The sequence below is a fragment of the Dietzia cinnamea NBRC 102147 genome, assembly GCF_001571065.1.
In the GTDB taxonomy this organism is placed as follows: domain Bacteria; phylum Actinomycetota; class Actinomycetes; order Mycobacteriales; family Mycobacteriaceae; genus Dietzia; species Dietzia cinnamea.
The window spans coordinates 1-24297 of the sequence record NZ_BCSW01000002.1 but is presented as its reverse complement, the minus strand read 5'-3'; the positions used below and the strand labels follow the sequence as shown (position 1 = coordinate 24297).

The window sequence follows — 24297 nt, the reverse complement described above, 5'->3', positions numbered from 1 at the left end:
TACGGTTCATACTGGATTTCGACCATTACGCCTCCCGCACGCCCCCCGGCAGAGAGGTCCGCATGCTCCGACCATTGTTTCTGACCCGTGCCTCGATCGGTCTGGCCGCCACCGCGGCCGAGCGCGTCGTGGCCCTGCCCGGCCGCGCGATCGAGGCGGTGTCCACGCTGCCCGGCGTGCCCGTGCGGGTCGCCGGCGGCCTGGTGCAGTCGTACCTGCACGCGGGGCAGACCCTCACCGACCTGGCCGTCAAGGGCGACAGGGTGCTCGCCTCGGTCTTCCCCGCCCGGTCGGATCAGCCGGAGTGGGCGACGTTCGACGAGGACGAGACCGAGGAGGTCCTCGACGTGTCCTACCGGGTGTACGGTTCGTCGCGGGCGCCCCGCGGCGGCGGTGACGACGATGACGATCCGGACGTGCCGACGGGCCGCGTCACCCCCCGCGACGCGTGAGCGCCTCCTCCCCCGGCACCCCGAGCAGCCCCGAGTCACCGTGGCCGGTCCGGGTCGTCTCGGACCAGATCGCCGCGTGGATCCACCGCCTGGGCGCGGTGTGGGTCGAGGGTCAGATCACCCAGTTGAGTCTGCGCCCGGGCACCCGCACGGCCTTCCTCACGTTGCGTGACCCGTCCGTCGACAATTCGCTGACGCTGACGTGCCCGCCCCGGCTCATCTCCGAGTCACCCGTCCCGGTCACGGAGGGCAGCCGGGTCGTGGTGCGCGGCACGCCGCGCTTCTACACGGGCCGCGGCTCGTTCTCGCTCCAGGTCTCGGAGATCCGCCCGGTCGGCGTGGGCGAGCTGCTGGCGCGCATCGAGCGGCTCAAGCAGGCCCTGGCGGCGGAGGGTCTGTTCGATCCCCGCCTCAAGCGACCGCTGCCGTTCCTGCCGACGTGCGTCGGTCTGATCACGGGCCGGGCGAGCGCCGCCGAGCGCGACGTGGTCGAGGTCGCCCGTGGCCGCTGGCCGGACGTGCGTTTCGCCGTGCGGAACACGGCCGTGCAGGGCGTGTCGGCCGTGCCCCAGATCCTCGACGCGCTGGCCGAGCTGGACGCGGACCCCGTCGTCGACGTCATCATCCTCGCCCGCGGCGGCGGCTCCGTCGAGGACCTCCTCCCCTTCTCCGACGAGGCGTTGATCCGCGCGATCTCGCGGTGCCGCACGCCGGTCGTCTCGGCGATCGGACACGAGCCCGACTCCCCGCTGTCGGACCTCGTCGCCGACCTGCGTGCCGCCACGCCCACCGACGCCGCCAAGCGCGTCGTCCCCGACGTGGTCGAGGAGCGGCGCCGCATCGCCGAGGCGCGCGCCCGCACCGCCCGGGCCCTGCGCGGCTGGGTGGAGCGCGAGCGCAACCAGCTCGCCGCGGTGCGGTCCCGGCCGTGCATGGCGAACCCCCACGGGATCGTCGACTCGCGCGCGGAGGTCGTCGCCGAGGCGCTGCGGGCCGCGCGGCGCGACATCACCCGGATCATCGACTCGGAGTCCACGTCGCTCGGCCACCTGTCGGCGCGCCTGACCACCCTGGGCCCGGCGGCCACCCTCGCCCGCGGCTACGCGGTGGTCCAGTCGGTGGCCGGGGTGCACGACGGCCGGGTGGTGTCGTCGATCGCCGACGCCCCGCCCGGCTCCCAGCTGCGCATCCGGGTCTCCGACGGCGCCCTGTCCGCGGCGGTGCTCGGGTCGACGCCCGCCGCCGGCCGCACCGCCGCCCCCGCGCCGACCACCACCGGGTCGCACACCACCGACACCCCCGAGTCCGACACCCCCGAGTCCGACACCCCCGAGGAGCAGTCCTGATGTCCGACGAGCAGACCCCCGTCTCCGAACTGGGCTACGAGCAGGCCCGCGACGAGCTCATCGAGGTGGTCCGCATCCTCGAGGCCGGCGGCCAGGACCTGGACGCCTCCCTCGCCCTGTGGGAGCGGGGCGAGGAACTCGCCGCGCGGTGCACCGAGCATCTCGACGGCGCCCGTGCGCGCATCGACGCGGTCCTCGGCGACGACGACGAGGGCGGCGCCGCCCGGGGCTGAGCCCGCCGCCCGGTCATGCGGGAAGGCTCACCTCCCCGCGCGGGCGATCACTGCGCGGGGAGCGGCTCCGCGTCCTGGACGGCGGCGGCGAGCGTCTCGAACTGATCGGTGGGCGCCGAGCCGGTCACGGCCACGCGGACGTCGTCGAGGTCTAGCACCCACACGGGGCGGACGTCGTCGCCGGTGAGGACGGTCCATTCCCGCCCGGCGATCGGCACCATGGTGCGCTCGGGCCGCGGGCCGCCGTTCAGCGAGCGGAACGCGTCCTCCGGTGCGTCGGACTGGACGAGCTCGACGTAGCTGCGTTCGCCGGTCACCCAGCCGACGTGGCTGGAGGTGGTGCCGGCGAAGCCCTGGACGCGGCCGGAGTTGGCGGTCCAGTCCGCGGGGACCTCGGGCGAGCGGATCGGGTACTCGAGGCTGCGGGCGTCCTGGCGCAAAGACGCGTCGGCGTCGAACTGCGGGATCTGCCCCTGCTCGGGGCCCGACGGGCTGAAGGTGCACAGTCCGGCGACACCGGCGAAGAGTCCGCAGATGACCATGAGCACCACCACCGACCAGAACATGTCGCGGTTGCCCTGCAGGATTCTCGGTTTCGCCTCGGCCACGCCTGTGAGTATCCCACCCACCCGGGGCGACTCCGGTGCGTGGGCCCCGGCCCGGTGGCGGAGGTGGAACAATGAGCGCCGACAACCCGCCGCACGCGCGTGACCCCGTCGCGCCCGCGCCCGCCTCCGAGGAGCCAGACCACCTATGTCAGACGCCAAGCGCCCCGATCGTAACCTCGCCATGGAGCTGGTCCGTGTGACCGAGGCCGCCGCTCTCGCCGCCGGGCGCTGGGTGGGCCGGGGCGACAAGAACGGTGGCGACGGTGCCGCGGTCGACGCCATGCGTGAGCTCATCTCGACCGTCGACATGGACGGCACAGTGGTGATCGGTGAGGGCGAGAAGGACGAGGCGCCCATGCTCTACAACGGCGAGAAGGTCGGCACCGGTGACGGGCCGGCGGTCGACGTGGCCGTGGACCCGATCGACGGCACCCGCCTCATGGCGGAGGGTCGCCCCAACTCGATCGCCGTGATCGCGGTCGCCGAGCGCGGCGCGATGTTCGACCCGTCGGCGGTGTTCTACATGCGCAAAATCGCGGTCGGCCCGGACGCCGTCGGCCGGATCGACCTGTCCAGGTCCACCGAGTGGAACATCCGGTCGGTGGCCGAGGCCAAGAACATCGACGTCGGCGACATGACGGTGTGCGTGCTCGACCGGCCCCGCCACGCCGAGCTCATCGCCGAGATCCGTGCGGCCGGCGCCAAGGTCCGTCTCATCATGGACGGCGACGTCGCGGGCGGCGTGGCGGCGGCCTCCGACGACAGCTCGGTGGACATGCTCATGGGCATCGGCGGTACGCCGGAGGGCATCATCACCGCGTGCGCCATGAAGTGCATGGGTGGCGAGATCCAGGGCCAGCTGTGGCCGCAGGACGACGCGGAGCGGCAGAAGGCCGTCGACGCCGGCCTGGACGTCGACGCCATCCTCGGCACCGACGACCTCGTCAAGGGCGACAACTGCTTCTTCGCCGCCACCGGCATCACCAACGGCGACATGGTCCGGGGCGTGAGCTACCGCTCCAACGGCGCCGTCACCCGGTCCCTGGTCATGCGGTCCAAGTCCGGCACGGTCCGCCACGTCGAGGGCCGTCACAAGATGGAGAAGCTCCGCGAGTTCTCGGCCGTCGACTACGGCCAGGCCGCCGACGCCCGCTGACGGCACCCGCGCTCGCCGGGCCCGCGCCGTAGTTCCTGCACGGCCCGGCGGGCGCGCCTAGTCTGGCCCCATGGCCGATCAGACTGAATTCCGTATCGAACACGACACGATGGGCGAGGTCCGGGTCCCGGTCGACGCCCTCTGGCGTGCACAGACCCAGCGCGCCGTGGAGAATTTCCCCGTTTCGGGCCGGGGCCTCGAGCGGACGCAGATCCGCGCGCTCGGGCTGCTCAAGTCCGCCTGCGCGACCGTCAACGGGCGCCTCGGGCTGCTCGACCGGGAGAAGGTCAACGCGATCGTCGCGGCCGCCGGCCGTATCGCCGAGGGCGAGGTCGACGACCACTTCCCCGTCGACGTGTTCCAGACGGGGTCGGGCACGAGCTCCAACATGAACACCAACGAGGTCATCGCCTCGCTCTGCGCGGCCGAGGGCGTCACGGTCCACCCGAACGACGACGTGAACATGTCGCAGTCGTCCAACGACACGTTCCCCACGGCCACGCACGTCGCTGCGACGGAGGTCGTGATCGCCGACCTCGTGCCGGCCCTCGGCGTGCTCGCGGAGTCGTTCGAGTCGAAGGCCGAGCAGTGGCGCGACGTGGTCAAGCCCGGCCGCACGCACCTCATGGACGCCGTCCCCGTCACCCTCGGTCAGGAGTTCGGCGGCTACGCCCGCCAGATCCGGGCCGGCATCGAGCGTGTCTGCGGCACCCTGCCCCGCGTGGGCGAGCTGCCGATCGGCGGCACCGCAGCGGGCACCGGGCTCAACGCCCCGGACGGGTTCGGCTCCGCCGTCGTCGAGGAGCTGCGTTCCCTCACCGGTCTCGAGGAGCTCCGCCTGGCCGTGGACCCGTTCGAGGCCCAGGCCGCCCGTGACGGGCTCGTCGAGCTGTCGGGCGCACTGCGCACGGTCGCGGTCTCGCTGACCAAGATCGCCAATGACATCCGCTGGATGGGGTCCGGCCCCATGACCGGGCTCTCCGAGGTGCACCTGCCGGACCTGCAGCCCGGGTCGTCGATCATGCCCGGCAAGGTCAACCCGGTGCTGTGCGAGACGGTCGCGCAGGTCGCCGCCCAGGTCGTCGGCAACGACGCCGCGGTCGCCTGGGCCGGCGCGAGCGGCGCCTTCGAACTGAACACCGCCATCCCCGTGATGGCCCGCAACGTGCTGGAGTCGGTCCGGATCCTGTCCACGTCGTCGACCCTGTTCGCCGAGCGGTGCATCGACGGCATCGAGCCGGACGTCGACCGCATGCGCCGTCTGGCCGAGTCCTCCCCCTCGATCGTCACGCCGCTGAACTCGGCGATCGGCTACGAGGAGGCGGCCCGCGTCGCCAAGCACGCCCTCGCCGAGGGGCTGACCATCCGCGAGGCGGTCATCGCGCTGGGCTTCGTCCCCGACCCGCTGTCCGAGGAGGAGCTCGACCGTCGTCTCGACGTCCTCGGGATGACGGGTCTCGATCGCGAGCGCTGACCCGCCGCCACCGCACCCGGACACAGGCGCAGGGCCCCGGCGACTCCGCCCGGGCCCTGCGCCGCTGCCGTCCTCTCTCCGCTGGATTCCTCGCCCCGAGGGGCGGGCCCGGTCCCCGACCGCCCGCCTCAGGCGGCGTGGATGCGCCGCAGCGCACCGACCGAGGCGTCCGGCTGGAACTCCTCGAGCATGGTCGTGACGAGCTCGGCGATGGCCGAGCGCTCGGACCTGCTGAGCGTGATGTGGGCGAACAGCGGGTGGCCCTTGAGCTTCTCCACCACCGCCTGGATCCCGTCGTGCCGGCCGACCCGGAGGTTGTCGCGCTGCGCCACGTCATGGGTGAGCACGACCCTCGATCCGGTGCCCAGTCGGGACAGCACGGTGAGCAGGACGTTGCGCTCGAGCGACTGCGCCTCGTCGACGATCACGAACGAGTCGTGGAGGCTGCGGCCCCGGATGTGGGTCAGTGGCAGCACCTCGAGGATGTCGCGATCCATCACCTCGTCGATCACGTTCTCGCTGACGAGCCCCTCGAGGGTGTCGAACACGGCCTGCGACCAGGGAGACATCTTCTCCGACTCGCTGCCCGGGAGGTAGCCGAGTTCCTGACCGCCGACGGCGTACAGGGGCCGGAAGACGACGATCTTGCGATGTCGACGTCGCTCGAGCACGGATTCGAGCCCGGCGCACAGGGCGAGGGCGGACTTGCCGGTGCCGGCGCGGCCACCGAGCGAGACTATGCCGATCGACTCGTCGAGCAGGCAGTCGATCGCGATACGCTGCTCGGCCGAGCGGCCCCGCAGGCCGAAGACCTCGACGTCGCCGCGGACCAGCCTGAGGCCGCCGTCGTCGGTGACACGGGCCAACGCGGAGGACGAGTCGGTCTGTACCCGCACCCCGCAGTGGACGGGCGTCTCGGCGTCGAGGCCGGCCGCGCGGGCGGCGAGCGGTGAGACACCGCCGGTCGAGAACAGGGTGTCTACGAGCTCCTGGGTGGCGGGCAGGTCCGAGACGCCGCTGTAGCCGGTGAGGACGACGTCCTGCGCGTGGTACTCGTCCGCGGGCAGTCCCACCGAGCCCGCCTTGACGCGGAGCGGGACGTCCTTGGAGACGAGGACGGTGTCGTCGCCCTCGGCCCGCAGGTTGAGCGCACAGGCGAGGATCCGGGAGTCGTTGCCGGTGTCGCGGAACCCGGCGGGCAGGACCGACTGGTCGGTGTGGTTGAGCTCGACCCGGAGGGTGCCGCCGGTGTCGGTGACGGGCAGGTCGCCGTCGAGGCGGCCGTGGCGCAGGCGCAGGTCCTCTAGAAGCCGCAGTGCCTCGCGGGCGAAGTAGCCCAGCTCGGGGTGGTGGCGCTTGGCCTCGAGCTCCCCGATCACCGCGATGGGTAGGACCACCCGGTTCTCGGCGAAGCGGGTGACGGCCCACGGGTCGGACAGCAGAACCGAGGTGTCGAGGACGTAGGTACGGACGGTGTCGGTCACGGCGCGCTCCTGGACCGCGGCACCCGCGGTCGTGTCGGGATGGACCGGTCGGCCCAGGTCGTCCGGAGACGACAGGGCCGGGTGCCGGCCCCCTCCCGATCGCGGAAAACGATCATCGGCTGGGCCTCCCGACGGTCGGCTTCCCCACCGACCGTTGGCCCCGACGCTACGCCCCGAATCACATCGCTGTAGTTAAGTCGACGTGAATTCTCCGCGGCCTTCCGCGTCCGCCGCCTCCGGGCCGCCGACTCCGGGCCCCGCCCGCGGCCCTCACACCCGTTCGAACGCCGCCGCGAGGCCCTGGCCTCCTCCGAGACCCATCGTCTCCAGCGCCAACCGTCCGTCTCGCCGGTCGAGCTCCCGCGCCAGGGTGGTGAGGACCCGCGTCCCGGTCGCGCCCATGGGGTGCCCGAGCGAGATTCCCGACCCGTGCACGTTGAGCCGCGCGCGGTCAGCGGTGGTGAAGCCGTGGTCGGCCTCCCACTCCCGCAGGCACGCGAGCACCTGGGCGGCGAACGCCTCGTTCAGCTCGATGAGGTCGAAGTCCGCGAGGCTCAGGTCGAGCTTCCCGAGCAGCTCGGCCGTGGCCGGGACCGGGCCGATCCCCATCCGCGCGGGATGCACGCCGGAGACCGCCCATCCCAGCGGCCGGACGAACGCGCGCAGGCCCAGCTCCGCCGCGCGACGCCGGGTCGTGACCACGCACACCGAGGCGCCGTCGTTCTCCCCCGAGGCGTTGCCGGCCGTCACCGTCGCCTCGGGGTCGACGCGCGATCGGACGGGCCGTAGCGCGGCGAGGGACTCGGCCGTGACGCCTCGCCGGGGGTGTTCGTCGGTGTCGACGACGACGAGGTCCTCCTTCGCCCGCCGGACCCGCACCGGCACGATCTCCTCGTCGAAGACCCCTGCGTCCTGCGCCGCGATCGCCCGGCGTTGACTCTCGGCGGCCAGCTCGTCCTGCTCCTCCCGGGAGATCGCGTACTCGGCGCGGAGGTTCTCGGCGGTCTCTAGCATCCCGCCGGGGACGGGATGATCGCGACCACCGGACGTCACGCGGCCGCGGGCGATGCGGTCGATGAACTCGACCCGGTCGCCGCGGACGCCCCCACGCAACCCGAGCGAGTAGAACTCGCTGTTCGACATCGACTCGGCACCACCGGCGATCACCACGTCACTGACCCCGACCGCGACCTGCATCGCCGCGTTCAGCACGGCCTGCAGGCCCGAACCGCAGCGGCGGTCGATCTGGATCCCCGGTGTGCTGATGTCCAGGCCGGCGTCGAGTGCGGCGACCCGGCCGATCGCGGGGGCCTCGCCGTTGGGGTAGCACTGCCCGAGGATCACGTCGTCGACGTCGGCCGTGCCGAGTCCGGTGCGCTCGAGCAGACCGGTGATCGCGGCCGCGGCCAGGTCGGCGGCCTGCAGCGGCGCGAACACGCCGTGCCTGCGCCCGACCGCCGTGCGTACCGGCTCGCAGATCACGACGTCGGCCAGGGCCTCGGTCATCCGCGGGTTCACCGCGCGTCCTCCCGCCTGCGGTCCGTCACTCGACCATGAGGCGGATGGCCTCGGCGACCACCGCCGGCCGGTCGCCGCCCTCGATCTCGACCGTGACGAGCGTGGTGAGCTGGGCGCCGGAGGGCTTGCGGTCGAGTGAGGTCAGCTCGACGCCGGCCCGGATCCGGGATCCCACCGGGACGGGCGCGGGGAACCGCACCTTGCCGAGCCCGTAGTTGATCATCATCGAGAACCCGCGGATGTCCATGACCTGGTTACCGAGCACCGGCAACAGCGACAGGGTGAGGTAACCGTGGGCGATGGTCGTGCCGTAGGGCCCCTCCGCCGCCCGCGCGGGGTCGACGTGGATCCACTGGTGGTCCCCGGTCGCGTCGGCGAACGCGTCGACGCGCTCCTGCGTGATCTCCATCCACTCGCTGTAGCCGATGTGCTGGCCGACGGCCGCCTCGACCTGGTCCAGTCCCTCGAATACCTTCATATCCGTCCTCTCCTCATCCCAGGCCACCCCGCGCCACCAACTGCGAGGCGATGACGTTGCGCTGGATCTCGTTGGTCCCCTCGCCGACGATCATCAGCGGGGCGTCCCGGAAGTACCGCTCGATGTCGAACTCGGTCGAGTAGCCGTACCCGCCGTGGATGCGGACCGCGTCCAGCGCGATCTGCATCGCCGCCGCCGCGACGCCCAGCGCCCGGCTGGCGACCTGGATGCGGCCCGTCTCGAGGCCCTTTCATCATCTGGGCGAAGCCGCGGCCCGGCTCGCCGCCGAGCACGCGGTCCGCGGGTGTCCGGTACCCATCGAATGCGAGCTCGCAGGTCTCGACGCCCTTGTAGCCGAGCTTGGGCAGGTCACGGGAGACCGTCAACCCGGGGCCGTGCTCCACCAACACGATCGACATCCCCCGGTGGCGCGAGGTCGCCTCCGGATCGGTCTTGCACAGCAGCGCGATGAGGCCCGAGCGACGGGCGTTGGTGATGAACGTCTTGGCGCCGGTGATGACCAGCTCGTTCCCGTCGGTGCGGGCGACCGTCGACATGTTCTGCAGGTCGGATCCTCCGCCCGGTTCGGTGAGCGCCATCGTCGCCCGTATCTCGCCGGTCGCCAGGCGAGGGAGGTGGGTCCGCTTCTGTTCCTCGGTCCCGAACTGCGCCAGGAGCGTGGCCACCACGGTGTGACCGCCCATCGCCCCGGCCAACGACATCCACCCGCGGGCCAGCTCCTCGGTGACCCGGACGTAGCACGGCATGGAGACCGGCATGCCGCCGTACTCCTCCGGCACCGCGAGCCCGTAGATACCGATCTGCTTCATCTGCTCGATCCAGCGCTCGGGGTAGGTGTCGGCGTCCTCCACCTCGCGCGCCGACGGCTTGACCTCACGGTCGATGAACTGGCGGACCGTGGCAACGAGGTAGGACTCTTCGTCGTTCAGTTCCGGCACCTGTCCCACCTCGTCGTCGTCACGTCACCGCGGTCACCCCGCCGCACGTCGCCCGCCGCCGGCTGCGGCGTTCCCCCGCCATCCTCCCCACCCGCACCGCTATAGTCGATAATCATGCGCATCGATTACGCGGGCGGGCCGTTCTTCGACGATCTCGAGCGCGGCATGGTCTTCGACCGGGCGCCGGCGCTCACCCTCACCGACGGCGTGGCCGCGGCCCACCAGGCCGTCCTCGGTGACCGCCTCCGCCTCCCCCTCGACCGTCAGCTGGGCGCCGCGGTCACCGGCGGCCCCGTCGCCCATCCCGGCCTCGTCACCGACGTCGCGATAGGCCAGTCGACCGTCGTGACGCAGCGCGTCAAGGCCAACCTGTTCTACCGAGGGCTGAGGTTCCACCGCCACCCGCACCTCGGCGACACCCTCGCCACGCGCACCGAGGTGGTCGGCCTCAAGCGCAACACCCCGCGGCCGGGGCGTCCGGCCACCGGGCTGGCGGCGCTGCGGATGACCACCACCGACCAGCACGGCCGGACCGTCCTGGACTTCCACCGTTGCGCCATGCTCCCCCTGTCCCCCGACGTCGACCCCGAGCGCGTCGACCACGCCGACGACCTGTCGACGATCGGCACCTCCGACCCCGGCCCGTGGACCGCGCCCGACGGGTGGGACGTGGCGGCCTATCGGGACGCGGTGCCCGGTGCCGGCGATCCGCTCCCCGCGCCCGGCACCGTCCTGGGCTCGAGCGCGGACGTCGTCACCGGCGCGCCCGAACTCGCCCGGCTCACGCTCAACATCGCGGAGACCCACCACGACGAGCGGGTGTCCGGCGGCCGGCGGCTCGTCTACGGCGGACACACGATCGGCCTCGCGCTGTCCCAGGCCACGCGCGCCCTCCCGGCGATGCTGACGGTGCTCGGGTGGCGGTCCTGCGATCACACCGGTCCCGTGCGCGAGGGCGACACCCTGTCCAGCGAGCTGGAGGTGGGAACCGCCGAGCCGCTCCAGGGCGGCGGCACCGCACTCGACCTGCGCGCCCGGGTGCGTGCTCACCGACCCGACGGCGACGCGGAGGTCCTGGACTGGGCCTTCACGGTCCTCATGCCGTGAAGGCAGGATGATGGTGCACATGGATACGACAGGCGATGCGCAGCGCGGGCCCGGCGGGGTCTCGCGTCCGCAGAAGACGGCGCTACTGGTGGCGAAGCGGATCGTCGAGGACATCGCCCGGCGCGGCAACACCGTCGGTGACCGGCTGCCGCCCGAGCACCTCATGCTGGAGGAGTACGGCGTCGGCCGGGGCACGCTGCGGGAGTCCCTGCGGTACCTGGAGCTCCAGGGGGCGATCACCCTCAAACCCGGGCCGGGTGGCGGCCCGATCGTCCAGCAGCCCGACGGCGGGACGCTCGCCGCCGCGTTGAGCCTGCTCATGCAGTTCGAGAACGCCCCGTTCTCCACGATCATGGAGGCGAGGGCGGCGATGGAGCCGTCGATAGCGAGGCTCGCCGCCGCGCGGATGAGCCGCGAGGCGCTGGAGGAGCTCCGCCTCAACGTCGAGGCCACGCGCGAGGGGGCCGAGGGGGGTGAGTACTTCACCGACGACTCCGAGCGGTTCCACGCCCTCATCGCGTGGGGGTCGGGCAACGTCCTGTTCGGCTATCTCTTCGACGCGCTGCTCGGGATCCTGGCGGGCGCATCCATGGGGGTGGCCTACCCGAAGCGACAGCGCGATCACACGTGCGCGATCCACGAGGACATCTACCGGGCGATCGCCGACCGCGACGCCGTGGCGGCCCACGACCTCATGGCGCAGCACATCACGGACCACCACCACTATCTGAAGAAGAAGTTCCGCGCGGCGTTGGAGCAGCCGATCCGATGGGACCTCGCCTGGTGACGGGCGCGGCGCGGTGTCAGATGTGCCGACCGCCGGTGATCTCCAGGACCGTGCCGGTCATGTAGCTCGACATGTCGCTGGCGAGGAACAGCACCACCTGCGCGACCTCGCTCGGTTCGGCCGCCCTCCCCATGGGGATCTCGGCCATCTTCTCCTCCCAGATGTGCTCGGGCATCGCGAGCGTCATCGCGGTCCGGATGAGCCCGGGCTGGACGGCGTTGACGCGCACGCCCGCGAAGGCGACCTCCTTGGCCGCGGCCTTGGTCAGTCCGACGATCCCGGCCTTGGCCGCCGAGTAGTTGGTCTGGCCCACCAGCCCGACCTTCCCGGAGATCGAGGAGATGTTGACGATCGCCCCGCCCCCGTGGCCGCGCATGCGCCCCGCCGCCGCGCGGGTGCCGTTCCAGCTTCCCTTGAGGTGGATGGCGATGATGTCGTCGAACTGCTCCTCGGTCATCTTGCGCATCGTGGCGTCGCGGGTGACCCCGGCGTTGTTGACGAACACCCCGAGCGGCCCGAACGCCTCCTCGGCGACGTCGATCATCGCCTCGACCGCGGCGCCGTCCCGCACGTCGCAGTGCACGTACCGTGCGTTGTCCTCGCCCCCCAGGTCGGCGACCGCCGCGGTGCCGGCCTCGTCGTCGATGTCTCCGATCACCACCCGGGCCCCGTTCGCGATGAACGTCCGGGCGATCTCCAGCCCGATCCCGCGCGCGGCCCCCGTGACGACCGCGGTCCGACCCTCGAGCAGTCCCATCATGTGTCCCCTTCGTCCAGTGCCCCGGCCAGTTCGGCCAGGATCGCCTCGGTGTGTTCGCCCAGCGCCGGCACGCGTCCCATCGGCAGTTCGACGTCCGAGAACGTCATCGGCGGCAGCAGTCCGCGGACCGGGCCGGCCGGGGTCTCCCCCTCGCGCCAGCGGTTCCGGGCCTCGAGCTGCGGGTGCTCGATCAGCCCGGCGACGTCGTTGAGCCGCGCCGCCGGCACACCGAACCGGTCCGGACTGTCGGCCCGCTCCGCCGAGTCGGGCGAACCACCCACCGACCCCGCGGCGGTCACCGGCTACCCGCCGCCCGCGTGGCCGCCCGGACGAGGCCGCCACCGATGATGAGCCTCTGGATCTCGCTGGTCCCCTCGTACAGGCGCAGCAGCCGGACGTCCCGGTAGATCCGCTCGACGGGGACGCCGCGGATGTACCCGCTGCCACCGTGGATCTGGACGGCCAGGTCGGCGGCCCGACCGGCCATCTCGGTGCAGTAGAGCTTGGCTGCCGACGGGGCGATCCGGCGGTCCTCACCACAGTGATACTTCGCGGCGGCCTCGCGGACCATCGCGCGACCCGCCATCACGCCCACCTGGATATCCGCCAACATCGCCTGTACCAGTTGGAACTCACCGATCACCGTCCCGCCCTGGGTTGCGGTGGAGGCGTGCGCGAGCGACTCGTCCAATGCGCGCTGCGCGGCACCGACCGCCAACGCGGCGATGTGCACGCGGCCCCGCGCCAGCGAGGTCATCGCGGCCCGGTAGCCCGTGTCCTCGTCACCGCCGACCAACGCATCGTCAGGTACGCGGACGGCCTGGAAGCTGACCTCGGCGGTCCAGGCACCCTCCTGACCCATCTTCTCGTCCTTGGGCCCCACCGTCACGCCCGGCGTGTCCGCGGGGACGAGGAAGACGGCGATGCCGGTGCCGTCGGCGTCGGCGGGGCGGGTCCGGGCGAACACGACGAACAGGCCGGCGAGCGGCGCGTTGGTGATGAAACGCTTGGTCCCGTCGATCACCCAGTCGGCTCCGTCGCGCACCGCCCTAGTGGTCAGCCCCGCTGGGCTCGACCCCGCGCCGTCTTCCGTGAGGGCGAACGACGCGATCACCTCCCCGGAGGCGATCGGCCCCAGCCACCTCGCCTTCTGCTCGTCCGTCCCGAAGTTCACCAGCACCTGCCCGGCGATCCCGTTGTTGGTACCGAACAGGGACCGCATCGCGAGGGTCGTGTACCCGAACTCCATCGCCAACTCGACGTCCTGGGTCAGGTCCAACCCCAGGCCGCCCCAGCGCTGCGGTATCGCGTAACCGAACAGGCCCAGGTCGGCCAGCCCCGTGCGGATGTCCGCCGGGACCTCGTCGGCGTCCGCGATCTCCTGCTCACGCGGCAGCACCACCGTGCGGATGTAGTCGCGCGTGGTCGCGAGGATGTCCGCGAAATCGTCCCCGGAGACCTCCGGGTCCGCCACCGTCGTGTTCATCGCCCGCCTTCCGCCGCTTCCAGCGCGTCGCCTGGATGCTACCAACTATGATCATCGTTAGCGGGGAGCTTCATCCGCCCCTGAGTGCCATCGGATCTGCTGAGGTGGGCGCCGGCGCCTGAGTACAGTCGGCGCCATGAAGGCCGCCGTGTGTGTCGAGACCGGATCCCCGCTGGTGATCGAGGACATCCCGATCCCCGAACCCCGCGAGGGCGAGGTCCTCGTGCACAACCACGCCTGCGGGGTGTGCCACACCGACCTCCACGTCATGAAGGGCGAGGTCGGATTCCCGCTCCCCGGCGTGCTCGGCCACGAGATCTCGGGCGTCGTGGCCGAGGTCGGCCGCGGCGTCACCACCGTTCGCCCCGGCGACCGCGTGGTCGGCTCGTTCATCATGCCGTGCGGCTACTGCGAGAACTGCGCGCGCGGCATGGAGGACATCTGCTCCACGTTCTTCGAGTACAACCGGCTGCGGGGCACCCTGTACGACGGCGAGAGCCGGCTCCGCCGGGCCTCCGGCGAACCGCTGTCCATGTACTCCATGGGCGGGCTGGCCGAGTACAGCGTCACCCCGGCCACGGCCGTGTTCCCCCTCCCCGAGGAACTGGACCTGACCGACTCGGCGATCCTCGGGTGCTCGATGTTCACCGCATACGGGGCGGTCCGCAACGTCGGCGATGTCCGCACCGGGGAGTCGGTCGCGGTGGTGGCGGTCGGCGGCGTCGGCCAGAACATCGTCCAGCTGTCCGCGGTGAGCGGCGCGGAATCGGTCATCGCGATCGACGTCGACGACGACAAGCTCGCGCTCGCCCGCCGTATGGGCGCCACCCACACCATCAACTCGGCGCAGACCGACGCGACGGCCGCCGTCATGGAGATCACGGGCGGACGGGGCGTCGACGCGGCATTCGAGGCGCTCGGCTCCGCGGTCACGACCCGCCAAGCCACCGAGGTCGCCAGAGAGGGCGGGCGCGTCGTCGTGGTGGGCATCCCGTCGGCCGGGACGTCGCTGGACGCGGACCTGGCGCGCATCGTCCGTCGGAAGATCCAGATCAAGGGCTCGTACGGAGCGCGGGCCCGACAGGACGTCCCCGCCCTCATCCGCCTGCTGGCCGCCGGCAAGCTGGACCTCGGCCAGGTCATCTCGCGGCGTGTCCCGATGGCCGAGGCGCCGCGGACCTACGAGGCGCTCGACCGTGGCGAGGTGCTCGGGCGCGCCATCGTCCTCACCGGCGACTGAACTCACGCGTCGAGAAGAGCCTTTCGCACAGATCTACTCGGTCGACACAGGCGAAATCGTCTTCTGGATGGTGGCGAACGGCAATAGGCGGTGCGGCGGCCGCCGGGTACCGCGCGCACGCCGGATGACCCGCACACGCAGCGACCCCCGGCCCACCGCCGTCGTGGCGGGGGCCGGGGGTCGGGTAGCGCTGATCGAGCCGGTCAGAGCAGTTCGATGATGGTGGCGTTGGCCTGGCCGCCGCCCTCACACATCGTCTGCAGGCCGTACTTGATGCCCTCGTCCTTCATGTGGTGGACCAGGTCGGCGAAGATACGCGCGCCGGAGCCGCCGAGCGGGTGCCCGAGGGCGATCGCGCCGCCGTTCGGGTTGAGCTTGGCCGGGTCCGCGCCGGTGTCGGCCAGCCACGCCATCGGCACGGAGGCGAAGGCCTCGTTGACCTCGAACACCCCGATGTCGTCGATCGACAGGCCGGACTTGGTCAGCGCCTTGGCCGTGGCGGGGATCGGCGCGGTGAGCATGATGACCGGATCGTCGCCGGCGAGGGTCGCGGTGTGCACGCGCGCCAGCGGGGTGCAGCCGTACTTCGCGGCCGCCTCCTCGCTCATCACCAGGATTGCCGCCGAGCCGTCGGAGATCTGCGAGGCGTTACCGGCGTGGATGACGCCATCCTCCTTGAACGGCGTCTTGAGCCCGGACAGTGCCTCGACGGTGCTGCCGCGGCGGATGCCCTGGTCGGTGTCGAACACGCCGTCCGGGGTGGTCACCGGCACGATGTGCCCGGCGAAGAAGCCGGCGTCCTGGGCGGCGGCGGCCTTCTCGTGCGAGGCCACGGCGAACTCGTCGAGCTGGGTGCGGGAGAAGCCCCACCGCTCGGCGATCATCTCGGCGCCCACGCCCTGGTTGGGCGCGATGCCGTTGTACCGGTCCATGAACTGCTGCCCGTAGGGGAACGAATCGGACGACACGTGCGAGCCCATCGGCACGCGGGTCATCGACTCCACGCCGCCGGCCACGACCACGTCGTGGTAGCCGGACTCGACCACCGCGACAGCGAAGCTCAGCGCCTGCTGTGACGACCCACACTGCCGGTCGATCGTCACGCCGTTGACCGTCTCGGGCCACCCGGCGGACAGGGCAGCGGTCCGGGCGATGTCGCCGGCCTGCTCACCGGCCTGCGTCACACAGCCCCAGATGACGTCCTCGACGACCGCCGGGTCGATCCCCGCGCGCTCGACGAGCCCGTTGAGCACCACGCCCGACAGGTCGGCCGGGTGCACCCCGGCCAGGCCGCCGTTGCGCTTACCCACCGCGCTACGCACGGCCTCCACTATCACTGCACCCATGTAGGTTCTTCCTTCTCTCTCGTGCGTCCCCCGGTGCCGGTCGCCCCGGCTACTGGTAGGACAGCCTAGGGTTATCCGATGTACGGCGGGGTCTTCTTCAGTTCGCCTCGCGCGATCGTGCGGCGGTGGACCGCGTCCGGGCCGTCGACGATCCGCAGGGCGCGCGCCCAGGCGTAGAAGTACGCGAGCGGGGTGTCGTCGGAGACGCCGGCGCCGCCGAAGACCTCGATGGCCCGGTCGATGACCGCGCACGCGACCTGCGGCGCGATGACCTTGATGGCCGAGATCTCGAAGCGGGCCTCCTTGGCGCCGACGGTGTCGATCATCCACGCGCAGTGCTGGACCTGCAGGCGCGCCTGGTCGATCTCGATCCGCGAGTTGGCGATGTGCTCCTGCACCACGCCCTGGCTCGCCAGCGACCCGCCGAACGCGTGGCGCGACTTGGCGCGGTCCACCATCAGCGCGAGCGCCCGCTCGGCCATCCCGATGGCGCGCATGGCATGGTGGATGCGGCCCGGTCCGAGGCGCGCCTGGGCGATCGCAAAGCCGGCCCCCTCCTCCCCGAGCAGGTTCGAAGCGGGCACCCGCACGTTGTCGAACACCAGCTCACAGTGCCCGTGCTGGTCCTGGTAGCCGAAGAGGGGCAGATTGCGCTCGATCCGCAGGCCCGGGGTGTCGCGCGGGACGAGGACCATGGACTGCTGACGGTGGGTCTCGGCGTCGGGGTCGGTCTTGCCCATGACGATGAGGATCTCGCAGCGGGTGTCGGCGATGCCGGTGATCCACCACTTGCGGCCGTTGATAACGTACTCGTCGCCCTCGCGGCGGATCACGGTCTGGATGTTGGTGGCGTCCGAGGAGGCGACATCGGGCTCGGTCATGGCGTACGCCGAGCGGATCTTCCCCTCCTTGAGCGGCTCGAGGTACCTGGCCTTCTGCTCATCGGTGCCGAACAGGTGGAAGGTCTCCATGTTCCCGGTGTCGGGGGCCTGCGAGTTGATCGCCTCGGGGGCGATGACGGGCGACCATCCCGTGATCTCCGAAACGGCGGCGAACTCGAGGTTGGAGATGCCCGACCACTCGGGCAGGAAGAGGTTCCACAGGCCGCGGCGGCGGGCCTCGGCCTTGAGGTCCTCCATGATCGGCGGGTAGGCGTTGTCGCCGTGTTCGCGCAGGTACGCGGACCACACGGGCTCGGCCGGGAAGACATGCTCCCGCATGAACTCCCACATGTTCTCCTGCAGCTCGAGGCTGCGCTGACTGTGAGCGAATTCCATTGTTTCTACTCCTGTAAAGGTTGTCGGCGCGGACGCGGTCAGTGCAGGGTCATGCCACCGTCGACCACGAGAGTCGCGCCGGTGATGAAGGACGAGGCGTCGGAGGCGAGGAAGACCAGCGCTGAGTCGAGTTCGGGCTGCAGTCCGAGCCGCCCGAAGATGGTGCTGCCGGTGATGTCGGCGAGCATCTTCTCGGGGATCTCGTCGGTCATCTCGGAGGCGAAGTACCCGGGGGCGAGCGCGTTGACGCGGATGCCGCGGCGGCTGCCCCACTGGTGCGCCAGGTCTCGGGTCAGGCCGAGAACGGCCGCCTTGGTCGCGGAGTACGCGGCCTGGGGCGCGAAGCCGGCGGTCAGTCCCAGCACGCTGGCGACGTTGACGATGCTCGAGCCGGGCCCCATGACGGCCGCGCACTCCTTGGCCGCCCAGTAGGCGCCGTTCAGGTTGACGTCCACCACGCCGCGGAACTGCTCGGGCGTCTCCTTGAGGGCGGGCACGGCGGTGCCGAGACCGGCGTTGTTGACCAGGATGTCGATGCGCCCGTGCGCGTCCATCACCGCGCGGACCATCGCCGCGCAGGCCTCCGGGTCCGCGACGTCGCAGGCCACGGTCATCGCGGTGCCGCCGGACGCACGCAGGTCGTCTGCGAGCGCCTCGAGCCGGTCCCGGCGCCGGGCGGCGAGCACGACGGTGGCGCCGGCCGAGGACAGCGCGCGGGCGAATCCCGCCCCGAGTCCGGAGGACGCGCCGGTGATCACGGCGACGCGGCCGTCCAGCCGGAAGCGGTCGAGAACGGGCACCGCCGACTGCGGTCCCGTGCGCGGGTCGACGGGGGCCGGCGCACCGGGATCGGAGGCGCCGGGGGTGGGATCAGTCATCACGTGGTCCCCTTCCGGGAGTCGAGGATCGAGTGGCCGTGGTCGACCAGCTCGCGGATCTGCGGGCCGATGTCTCCGAAGTCCTGTCCGGCCATGTCGCCGGCCTCGGAGCGGGTGGCCACGCCCTGCGCGATGGCGGCGAACTTGAACGTGGCGAACGCCAGGTACCAGGGCATGTGGGACGGGTCCGTGCCGGTGGCGTCGCAGTACCGGTCGAGGAGGCGCTGCGGCCCCGGCCACCCGGGTTCGGTGGTGATGGTGGGGATGAGCGGCACCGTCGGCCCGTCGGGATCGCCCCAGTACAGGACGGTCTGCGCCAGGTCGGCGACGGGGTCACCGAGGGTGGACAGCTCCCAGTCGAGGATCGCCTTGATGCGCCCGGGGTCGTCGGGGTCGACGACGTAGTTGTCCAGGCGGTAGTCACCGTGGATGATCCGCGACGACGGCGAGGTGGGCATGCTCTCGCCGAGACGCGCCGCCAGGTCGGGCAGGCGCTCGGCCCGGACGGAGGCACTGGACTTCTCCGACTGGCCCAGCCAGCGTCGGAGTTGTCGCTCCAGATAACCCTCCGGGCGTCCGAGATCGGACAGGCCCACGGCGTCCTGGTCCACGGCATGGAGCGCGACCAGGGCGTCGATCTGGGCGTCGGCCATGGCCGCCTTGTCGTCGTCGGACTCGGCGAAGCCCGGCGGTAGCACGTCACGGATGACGTGGCCGACCACCTTCTCCATCACGTAGTACGGCACGCCCAGGTCGTCACCGGTGGTCTCGTTGAGTACCACCTTCGCGACCGGCACGTCCGTGTCCGCGAGTCCGAGCTGGATGCGCGCCTCGCGGCCCATGTCGTGGGCGCTCGGCAGGAGCTTCCCCGTGGGCGGCCGCCGCAGGATGAGCTCACCGGCGTCCGAGCGGAGCGTGAACGTGAGGTTCGACTTGCCGCCGGCGATGAGCTCGGCGTCGAAGTCGGTCCACGCCCGGTCGCCGGTGGCCTCGGCGATCTTCGGACCCACGATGTCGGGGCGGAGCAGCTGGTCGAGCGACAGGCCGGTGGCCTCTGACGATGATGGGGTCATGGAGTTCGATCCTCGCTGTTGATGGGCGGCCGGGTGAACGGTTCGGAGCAGTCCTGGGCTGCGTGGGTCGGAGGCGCCGTGTCAGTGCTGGCCGACCCGGTGCAGGTCGTGACCCCGGGTCTCCTTCATGAAGGCGGTCGCGACCATGGTGCAGACGCACAGGAAGATGATGTATGCGCTGATCATCCAGTACAGGTCCCACTCGATGAACTGGGCGTTGAGGTACGGGGCGCTGCCGCCGAACACCGCGACCGACAGGGAGTAGGCGAACCCGATCCCGGCGGTGCGCATCTTTGTGGGGAACGCCTCGGACATGAACGAGGACAGGATCGACCCGGCGGCCGCGACGAACGTCATCGCGATGAGCGAGGCCACGAACAGCGTCCACGGGCGGTCGTCGATCATCCCCATGAGCATCGGCGTGGTGATGATCGTGCCGATGGCGAAGATGAAGATGACCGGGCGACGGCCGATGTGGTCCGAGAGCAGACCCCACAGCGGGAGGGTGCACAGGGCGATGAGCTGGCTGCCGAAGATCGCCCAGAACGCGGCCTCCGAGTCCATGTCACGCTGCGTGATGGCGAACGTCGAGGCGTACGAGCTCCACGTGTAGTGCGCGACCGTGATGCCGGAGACCATGGCCACCACGAGGGCGATCGCGCCGGCCAGCTTGCGCCGGGAGAACGTGACGGTGGTGCCGGACGCCTCGGCCTCGGCCGCGGCCTTGTCGAAGACGTCGGACTCCTCCATGCCGCGGCGCAGGTAGAGCACGAACAGTGCGAACACGGCGCCGAGCAGGAACGGCACGCGCCAGCCCCACTCGCCGACGGCGGACTCGGAGAGCACGGCGGTGATGCCGCCGCCGATGCCGTAGGCGATCACGGTGCCGCCCATGATGGCGACGAACACGAGGCTGCCCCACATGCCGCGACGGTGCGGCGGTGCGATCTCGGCGACGTAGCTGTAGGCGGTGGCCGACTCGCCACCGTGGGCGAAGCCCTGGATCATGCGGCACAGGAGCAGCAGCGCCGAGGCGAAGATCCCGAGCGTCTCGTAGCTCGGGAGCAGGCCGATGAGCAGGCTGGCGCCGGCCATCATGAGCATGGTGGTGATGAGGACGAACTTGCGGCCCTTGACGTCGGCGATGCGGCCGAAGACGATCCCGCCGAGGGGGCGCATGAGGAAGCCGACGGCGAAGACCGCGAGGGTCGCCAGCAGCGCGGACACCGGGTTGTCGTTGTTGAACATCGCTGCGGCGATGAAGGGCGCGAAGACCGCGTAGGCGGTCCACTCGTACCACTCGAACAGCTGCCCGGTGGTGCTGGCGGCCAGGGAGCGGATGCTGTTGCGGTTTCCCGGTGCCGTCTGCGCGGGTGGCGCGGCGTGGGCGGTGGTGCCGCCGTTGTCGCCGGGGTTCAGGGTGGCCTCGGCCATGTCAGTGTCCTTCGGTGTGAGGGGTGGTTCGGGGCGCGCGGTCAGCGCTGGTCAGGGGCATGTGCGTCACGGAGCTCGCGACGGCGGATCTTGCCGGTCTGGGTCTTGGGCAGTTCGGGGACGAGGTGGACCTCGGCCGGTCGCTTGTAGGCGGCGAGCCGGTCGGCGGCGAACGCGATCAGCTCGTCCTCCGTGGCGGTGCGGCCGGCCTTGAGCGAGACGAACGCGACGACCTTCTCCCCGCGGTACTCGTCGGGCAGGCCGACGACGGCGGCCTCGAACACGGCGTCGTGTTCGTAGAGGGCGTCCTCGACCTCGCGCGGCCACACCTTGTAACCGGAGGCGTTGATCTGGTCCTTGAGGCGGTCGACGAGGTAGACCCAGCCGGCCGTGTCCATGACGGCGACGTCACCGGTGTGCAGCCGCCCGGCGGGCATGGTCGCGGCGGTGGCCTCCTCGTTCCGCCAGTAACCGGAGACGATCTGCGGCCCGGACAGCACGAGTTCGCCCTGTTCGCCGGGAGCGACGGGGGCGTCGTCCGCGTCGACGACCTCGGCGTCGATCCCCGGCAGCGGCACGCCGATCGACAGAGTGCCGCTGGCGGCGTCGACCGGCGCCCGCAGGCCCGGCGGCACGGCGATCACACCGGAGGTCGTCTCCGTCATGCCGTAGCCGTTGTGGATGTAGTGCCCGAACCGCTCGGCGAACCGCTCGACCGTCGACGGCGGGATGGGGGCACCACCGCTGTAGAGGGTCTTCACCGCGGCGAAGTGTTCCGGGCCCGCGTCCTCCAGGCGCATGAGCGCGTTGTACGCGGTGATCGAGCCGATCGTGAACGTGACGCCGTGCTCACGGAACGCGTCGAGTACGACCTCGGGTCGGAACCGGCCCGCGAAGACGAGCGTCGCGTCGCCGATGAGGGCGAGCGTGGCGTTGATGACGGCGCCGGTGATGTGGAAAAGCGGCGCGATGGCCAGGACGACGTCCCCCGGCGCCACATCGACGAAGTCCGCGAGACTCCGGGCGACCGCGACGACGTTGCCGTGCGAGTTCATGGCCCCCTTCGGCGGCCCGGTCGTGCCCGACGTGTAGGTGAGCAGCGCCAGATCGTCCGGCGTGACCGTGACCTGCTCCGGCGCGCGACCCTCGAACCGGCGGATGAGCTCGACGAGGTCCCCGTCCGCGGAGGGCTCCGCCGGCTGCTCGTCGCCGAACGCGCGGGGATCGTTCCGCGTCTGCAGATCCCGCTCGCTGGTGCTGACGACCCAGGCCACGTCCGTACCGCTGACGGCGTCCCGGATGGCGGGCACGTCCCTGTCGGTGGCGATGATCCCGACGGCGCCGGAGTCGGCGACCGGGAGTAGGAGCTCGCGTCCGAAGTACATCGGGTTGAGCACCACGGCCGCGGCGCCGATCTTCCACAGCGCGAGCATCGCCAGCGCGTACTGGGGGATGTTCTGCAGGTGGATGCCCACCCGGTCGCCCGGCGCCACCCCGCGGACCTGGAGCGCGGTGGCGAGCGCGTCGGACATCTGGTCGACCTCGGCCGCGGACAGCTCGGTGTCGAAGTAGGCGATCGCCACTCGATCCGGCGCCGCGGTGACGCGCTCGCGCCACGCCTCGACCAGGCTCGATCGTCGCGCCACCGCGCTCTCGTCGAGCCCTGGACGGTACAGCTCCCGCCATGGTCGCGGGTCGCTCTGACTCATCTCGCTCCTCCCGTCACCGCCGGTTCCGACGTAGCCGACCGAGCGATCGCTCGGTGTGCCATAGTGTTGCCTACGCCACATTGGGTGTCAAGCGGAGGACGGCTATAGGGTGATGGGGATGAGTGAGGAGATCGCGACCACGGCGGATTGGCGCGAATTCGGAGACGACGCGCTCTCCCCTCCCCTACGCGCCGCGCTGGGCGTGTTCGCGCGCCACGGTTACCACGGAGCTTCTATCCGGATGATCGCCGAGGCCGCCGGCCTGTCGGTGCCCGGCCTGTACCACCACTACCGCTCCAAGCAGGCGATCCTCGCCGCCCTGGTCGACACCGCGATGACCGAGATGCTCGCCAACACCGCCGCTGCCGCCGACGATGCCGGCGACGATCCGGTGACCCGCTTCGAGAACGTGGTGGAATGTCTCGCCCGCTTCCACATGGCCCGGCGCGACCAGGCGTTCGTCGCCTCCACCGAGATGCGCAGCATGGAGCCGGAGGTACGCGCCCACCACGTCGGCCAACGCGATGCCCAGCAGAAGATGATCGAGGACGCCATCCGCGCGGGCATCGGGTCCGGCGACTTCGCGTGCGAGTTCCCCGAGGACGCGGCGCGGGCGATCGCGTCACTGTGCGTCTCAATCGCGAACTGGTACCGACCCGACGGCCCGCTGAGCGCTGACGACGTCGTGTGTCGCCACGTCGAGTTCGCCCGCCGGATGGTCGGCGCAGCCGACCGCTGACCAGCGGCGGTCAGCGCCTCCGCTTACCCCTCGCCGGGGACACGCCCCGCTCCGCTGGCCGCGCCCCGCGCTCGGCGCGAGCACGCGCCTTCGCCGCCGTCTTCTCGCGGGCCGTGCGCTTCTCACGCGGCGGCTCCCCCGCACCCCGCGACGTCGATGCCGTGCGGCCCCGCACGATCCCGACGAACTCGTCGATCAGCTCGTCGCCCTCCCTGGCGGGCGACCACGCCACGCCCATCCGCGTGGCCGGGACGCCCTCGAGCGGACGGGCCACCACGTCCCGACGGCTCAGCGACCGTGCGTACGGCAGCGGCAGGGCGAGCAGCCCGACCCCGGCCGCGACCAGGTCGACGGCGGCGGACACCTCCTCCGGCGTCGCCGTGACCGCGTCGACCGGATCGAGCCAGCGCTCGGCCTCCAGGTCCTCAGCGCTCAACGAGTCGAACGCCCCGAGCTCGTGGTCCTTCTCGGCGAGCACGGCCATGGTCTCGGTGTACAGGGGGATCCGCAGGAGTCCCGGGGGCGCCGACCGCGGCGCATCGTCGGCCTCACGGAGGAAGATCACGTCGAACCCGTCTTCCCCGGCGGACCGGGCCAGATCCGGCCACGGGTCCCCCACACGTCGGGCCGTGATCGGCACACCGGGGTTGCGCTCGCGCCACCGGGTGAGCCACTTGTCGGGCTGGACACCTGAGACGTATCCCACGCGCAGGCGGGGGCCGATGCCCGCGCTCTCGTCGGTCATCGGCCCCC

Annotated in this window: 22 protein-coding genes and 2 pseudogenes; 9 read left to right on the top strand and 15 right to left on the bottom strand. The window is 71.4% G+C overall.

Annotated elements, in window-relative coordinates; genetic code table 11:
• Positions 1-74 precede the first annotated feature (74 nt).
• From DCI01S_RS01205 to DCI01S_RS01195, 3 genes are read left to right on the top strand one after another with little or no spacing between them, the layout of a single operon-like run.
• On the top strand, positions 75-452 hold the full coding sequence (locus tag DCI01S_RS01205) for a hypothetical protein (protein ID WP_236885286.1): 378 nt from the start codon (positions 75-77) through the stop codon (positions 450-452).
• Complete coding sequence (gene xseA / locus DCI01S_RS01200; RefSeq protein WP_061227599.1) at positions 449-1798, top strand: exodeoxyribonuclease VII large subunit; 1350 nt, start codon at positions 449-451, stop codon at positions 1796-1798. Before DCI01S_RS01205 ends, xseA begins: the two co-directional genes overlap by 4 nt.
• Positions 1798-2031: an exodeoxyribonuclease VII small subunit gene (locus DCI01S_RS01195; protein WP_061227598.1), complete on the top strand. Its 234-nt coding sequence runs from the start codon at positions 1798-1800 to the stop codon at positions 2029-2031. The genes xseA and DCI01S_RS01195 overlap by 1 nt, the downstream gene beginning before the upstream one ends.
• Positions 2032-2078: 47 nt before the next feature.
• On the opposite strand, the gene DCI01S_RS01190 is transcribed toward DCI01S_RS01195, so the two are convergent.
• Positions 2079-2639 carry a DUF4245 domain-containing protein gene (locus DCI01S_RS01190; RefSeq protein WP_061227597.1) on the bottom strand — a complete coding sequence of 187 codons (561 nt, stop codon included), beginning with the start codon at positions 2637-2639 and terminating at the stop codon, positions 2079-2081.
• Positions 2640-2784: 145 nt separating this feature from the next.
• Here DCI01S_RS01190 and glpX point away from each other — a divergent pair, with 145 nt between their 5' ends.
• Positions 2785-3795: a class II fructose-bisphosphatase gene (gene glpX, locus DCI01S_RS01185; RefSeq protein WP_061227596.1), complete on the top strand. Its 1011-nt coding sequence runs from the start codon at positions 2785-2787 to the stop codon at positions 3793-3795.
• Positions 3796-3865: 70 nt separating this feature from the next.
• On the top strand, positions 3866-5269 hold the full coding sequence (locus DCI01S_RS01180) for a class II fumarate hydratase (RefSeq protein ID WP_061227595.1): 1404 nt from the start codon (positions 3866-3868) through the stop codon (positions 5267-5269).
• Positions 5270-5397: 128 nt separating this feature from the next.
• Here DCI01S_RS01180 and phoH2 read toward each other — a convergent pair whose 3' ends face one another.
• The 4 genes and pseudogenes from phoH2 to DCI01S_RS01160 all read right to left on the bottom strand — a co-directional run bounded on the left by phoH2 (position 5398) and on the right by DCI01S_RS01160 (position 9708).
• Positions 5398-6753 carry an RNA 5'-3' helicase PhoH2 gene (phoH2, locus tag DCI01S_RS01175; RefSeq protein ID WP_061227594.1) on the bottom strand — a complete coding sequence of 452 codons (1356 nt, stop codon included), beginning with the start codon at positions 6751-6753 and terminating at the stop codon, positions 5398-5400.
• A 270-nt stretch (positions 6754-7023) separates the two neighbouring features.
• Entirely contained in the window at positions 7024-8247 is a 1224-nt protein-coding gene (locus DCI01S_RS01170) for an acetyl-CoA C-acetyltransferase (RefSeq protein WP_243699647.1), read from the bottom strand.
• A gap of 49 nt (positions 8248-8296) precedes the next feature.
• Entirely contained in the window at positions 8297-8749 is a 453-nt protein-coding gene (locus DCI01S_RS01165) for a MaoC family dehydratase (protein ID WP_061227593.1), read from the bottom strand.
• 13 nt (positions 8750-8762) lie between these two features.
• Positions 8763-9708: pseudogene (locus DCI01S_RS01160) on the bottom strand (acyl-CoA dehydrogenase family protein).
• A 114-nt stretch (positions 9709-9822) separates the two neighbouring features.
• On the opposite strand from DCI01S_RS01160, the gene DCI01S_RS01155 reads away from it, so the two are divergent.
• Both DCI01S_RS01155 and DCI01S_RS01150 read left to right on the top strand, forming a co-directional pair.
• Positions 9823-10815: a MaoC family dehydratase gene (locus tag DCI01S_RS01155; RefSeq protein WP_061227592.1), complete on the top strand. Its 993-nt coding sequence runs from the start codon at positions 9823-9825 to the stop codon at positions 10813-10815.
• 19 nt (positions 10816-10834) lie between these two features.
• Positions 10835-11602 carry a FadR/GntR family transcriptional regulator gene (locus DCI01S_RS01150; RefSeq protein ID WP_243699641.1) on the top strand — a complete coding sequence of 256 codons (768 nt, stop codon included), beginning with the start codon at positions 10835-10837 and terminating at the stop codon, positions 11600-11602.
• A gap of 16 nt (positions 11603-11618) precedes the next feature.
• Here the strand turns inward: DCI01S_RS01150 and fabG are convergent, their stop codons facing one another.
• The 3 genes and pseudogenes from fabG to DCI01S_RS01135 form a co-directional block, all read right to left on the bottom strand.
• Positions 11619-12359: a 3-oxoacyl-ACP reductase FabG gene (gene fabG, locus DCI01S_RS01145; protein WP_061227591.1), complete on the bottom strand. Its 741-nt coding sequence runs from the start codon at positions 12357-12359 to the stop codon at positions 11619-11621.
• Positions 12359-12592: pseudogene (locus DCI01S_RS01140) on the bottom strand (CoA transferase); the annotation flags it as partial. The pseudogene DCI01S_RS01140 and the gene fabG, both read right to left, overlap by 1 nt.
• Positions 12593-12657: 65 nt before the next feature.
• Positions 12658-13848, bottom strand: coding sequence for an acyl-CoA dehydrogenase family protein (locus tag DCI01S_RS01135; protein ID WP_061227589.1), 1191 nt, complete (start codon positions 13846-13848; stop codon positions 12658-12660).
• A gap of 136 nt (positions 13849-13984) precedes the next feature.
• Between DCI01S_RS01135 and DCI01S_RS01130 the strand changes: the two genes are divergently transcribed.
• Positions 13985-15088, top strand: coding sequence for a zinc-binding dehydrogenase (locus DCI01S_RS01130; RefSeq protein ID WP_061227588.1), 1104 nt, complete (start codon positions 13985-13987; stop codon positions 15086-15088).
• Between the two features lie 203 nt (positions 15089-15291).
• On the opposite strand, the gene DCI01S_RS01125 is transcribed toward DCI01S_RS01130, so the two are convergent.
• The 6 genes from DCI01S_RS01125 to DCI01S_RS01100 all read right to left on the bottom strand — a co-directional run bounded on the left by DCI01S_RS01125 (position 15292) and on the right by DCI01S_RS01100 (position 22805).
• A complete protein-coding gene (locus tag DCI01S_RS01125; RefSeq protein WP_061227587.1) occupies positions 15292-16434 on the bottom strand; it encodes a thiolase family protein in 1143 nt (380 codons plus the stop codon).
• A 71-nt stretch (positions 16435-16505) separates the two neighbouring features.
• A complete protein-coding gene (locus DCI01S_RS01120; protein WP_061227586.1) occupies positions 16506-17711 on the bottom strand; it encodes an acyl-CoA dehydrogenase family protein in 1206 nt (401 codons plus the stop codon).
• A gap of 38 nt (positions 17712-17749) precedes the next feature.
• Positions 17750-18511: an SDR family NAD(P)-dependent oxidoreductase gene (locus DCI01S_RS01115; protein ID WP_061227671.1), complete on the bottom strand. Its 762-nt coding sequence runs from the start codon at positions 18509-18511 to the stop codon at positions 17750-17752.
• Between the two features lie 77 nt (positions 18512-18588).
• Positions 18589-19662 (bottom strand): phosphotransferase family protein, encoded by a 1074-nt coding sequence (locus DCI01S_RS01110; RefSeq protein ID WP_061227585.1) that lies wholly within the window; start codon positions 19660-19662, stop codon positions 18589-18591.
• A gap of 81 nt (positions 19663-19743) precedes the next feature.
• Complete coding sequence (locus DCI01S_RS01105) at positions 19744-21096, bottom strand: MFS transporter (protein WP_174521500.1); 1353 nt, start codon at positions 21094-21096, stop codon at positions 19744-19746.
• A gap of 41 nt (positions 21097-21137) precedes the next feature.
• The gene (locus tag DCI01S_RS01100; RefSeq protein ID WP_061227584.1) at positions 21138-22805 is read right to left on the bottom strand and encodes a class I adenylate-forming enzyme family protein; all 1668 of its coding nucleotides are present in this window, start codon (positions 22803-22805) and stop codon (positions 21138-21140) included.
• Between the two features lie 112 nt (positions 22806-22917).
• On the opposite strand from DCI01S_RS01100, the gene DCI01S_RS01095 reads away from it, so the two are divergent.
• The gene (locus tag DCI01S_RS01095) at positions 22918-23544 is read left to right on the top strand and encodes a TetR/AcrR family transcriptional regulator (protein WP_438356732.1); all 627 of its coding nucleotides are present in this window, start codon (positions 22918-22920) and stop codon (positions 23542-23544) included.
• 10 nt (positions 23545-23554) lie between these two features.
• On the opposite strand, the gene DCI01S_RS01090 is transcribed toward DCI01S_RS01095, so the two are convergent.
• Positions 23555-24297 (bottom strand): substrate-binding domain-containing protein (locus DCI01S_RS01090; protein ID WP_244881622.1); only part of this gene is annotated, 743 nt, incomplete at its 5' end.

What these genes read in the sequence shown, in the direction of transcription:
- DCI01S_RS01195 (WP_061227598.1), top strand. Translation starts at nt 1,798, where the DNA reads ATGTCCGACGAGCAGACCCCCGTCTCCGAACTGGGCTACGAGCAGGCC.
- glpX (WP_061227596.1), top strand. Translation starts at nt 2,785, where the DNA reads ATGTCAGACGCCAAGCGCCCCGATCGTAACCTCGCCATGGAGCTGGTC.
- DCI01S_RS01180 (WP_061227595.1), top strand. Translation starts at nt 3,866, where the DNA reads ATGGCCGATCAGACTGAATTCCGTATCGAACACGACACGATGGGCGAG.
- DCI01S_RS01165 (WP_061227593.1), bottom strand. Translation starts at nt 8,749, where the DNA reads ATGAAGGTATTCGAGGGACTGGACCAGGTCGAGGCGGCCGTCGGCCAG.
- DCI01S_RS01155 (WP_061227592.1), top strand. Translation starts at nt 9,823, where the DNA reads ATGCGCATCGATTACGCGGGCGGGCCGTTCTTCGACGATCTCGAGCGC.
- DCI01S_RS01150 (WP_243699641.1), top strand. Translation starts at nt 10,835, where the DNA reads ATGGATACGACAGGCGATGCGCAGCGCGGGCCCGGCGGGGTCTCGCGT.
- fabG (WP_061227591.1), bottom strand. Translation starts at nt 12,359, where the DNA reads ATGGGACTGCTCGAGGGTCGGACCGCGGTCGTCACGGGGGCCGCGCGC.
- DCI01S_RS01135 (WP_061227589.1), bottom strand. Translation starts at nt 13,848, where the DNA reads ATGAACACGACGGTGGCGGACCCGGAGGTCTCCGGGGACGATTTCGCG.
- DCI01S_RS01130 (WP_061227588.1), top strand. Translation starts at nt 13,985, where the DNA reads ATGAAGGCCGCCGTGTGTGTCGAGACCGGATCCCCGCTGGTGATCGAG.
- DCI01S_RS01125 (WP_061227587.1), bottom strand. Translation starts at nt 16,434, where the DNA reads ATGGGTGCAGTGATAGTGGAGGCCGTGCGTAGCGCGGTGGGTAAGCGC.
- DCI01S_RS01120 (WP_061227586.1), bottom strand. Translation starts at nt 17,711, where the DNA reads ATGGAATTCGCTCACAGTCAGCGCAGCCTCGAGCTGCAGGAGAACATG.
- DCI01S_RS01110 (WP_061227585.1), bottom strand. Translation starts at nt 19,662, where the DNA reads ATGACCCCATCATCGTCAGAGGCCACCGGCCTGTCGCTCGACCAGCTG.
- DCI01S_RS01105 (WP_174521500.1), bottom strand. Translation starts at nt 21,096, where the DNA reads ATGGCCGAGGCCACCCTGAACCCCGGCGACAACGGCGGCACCACCGCC.
- DCI01S_RS01100 (WP_061227584.1), bottom strand. Translation starts at nt 22,805, where the DNA reads ATGAGTCAGAGCGACCCGCGACCATGGCGGGAGCTGTACCGTCCAGGG.
- DCI01S_RS01095 (WP_438356732.1), top strand. Translation starts at nt 22,918, where the DNA reads ATGGGGATGAGTGAGGAGATCGCGACCACGGCGGATTGGCGCGAATTC.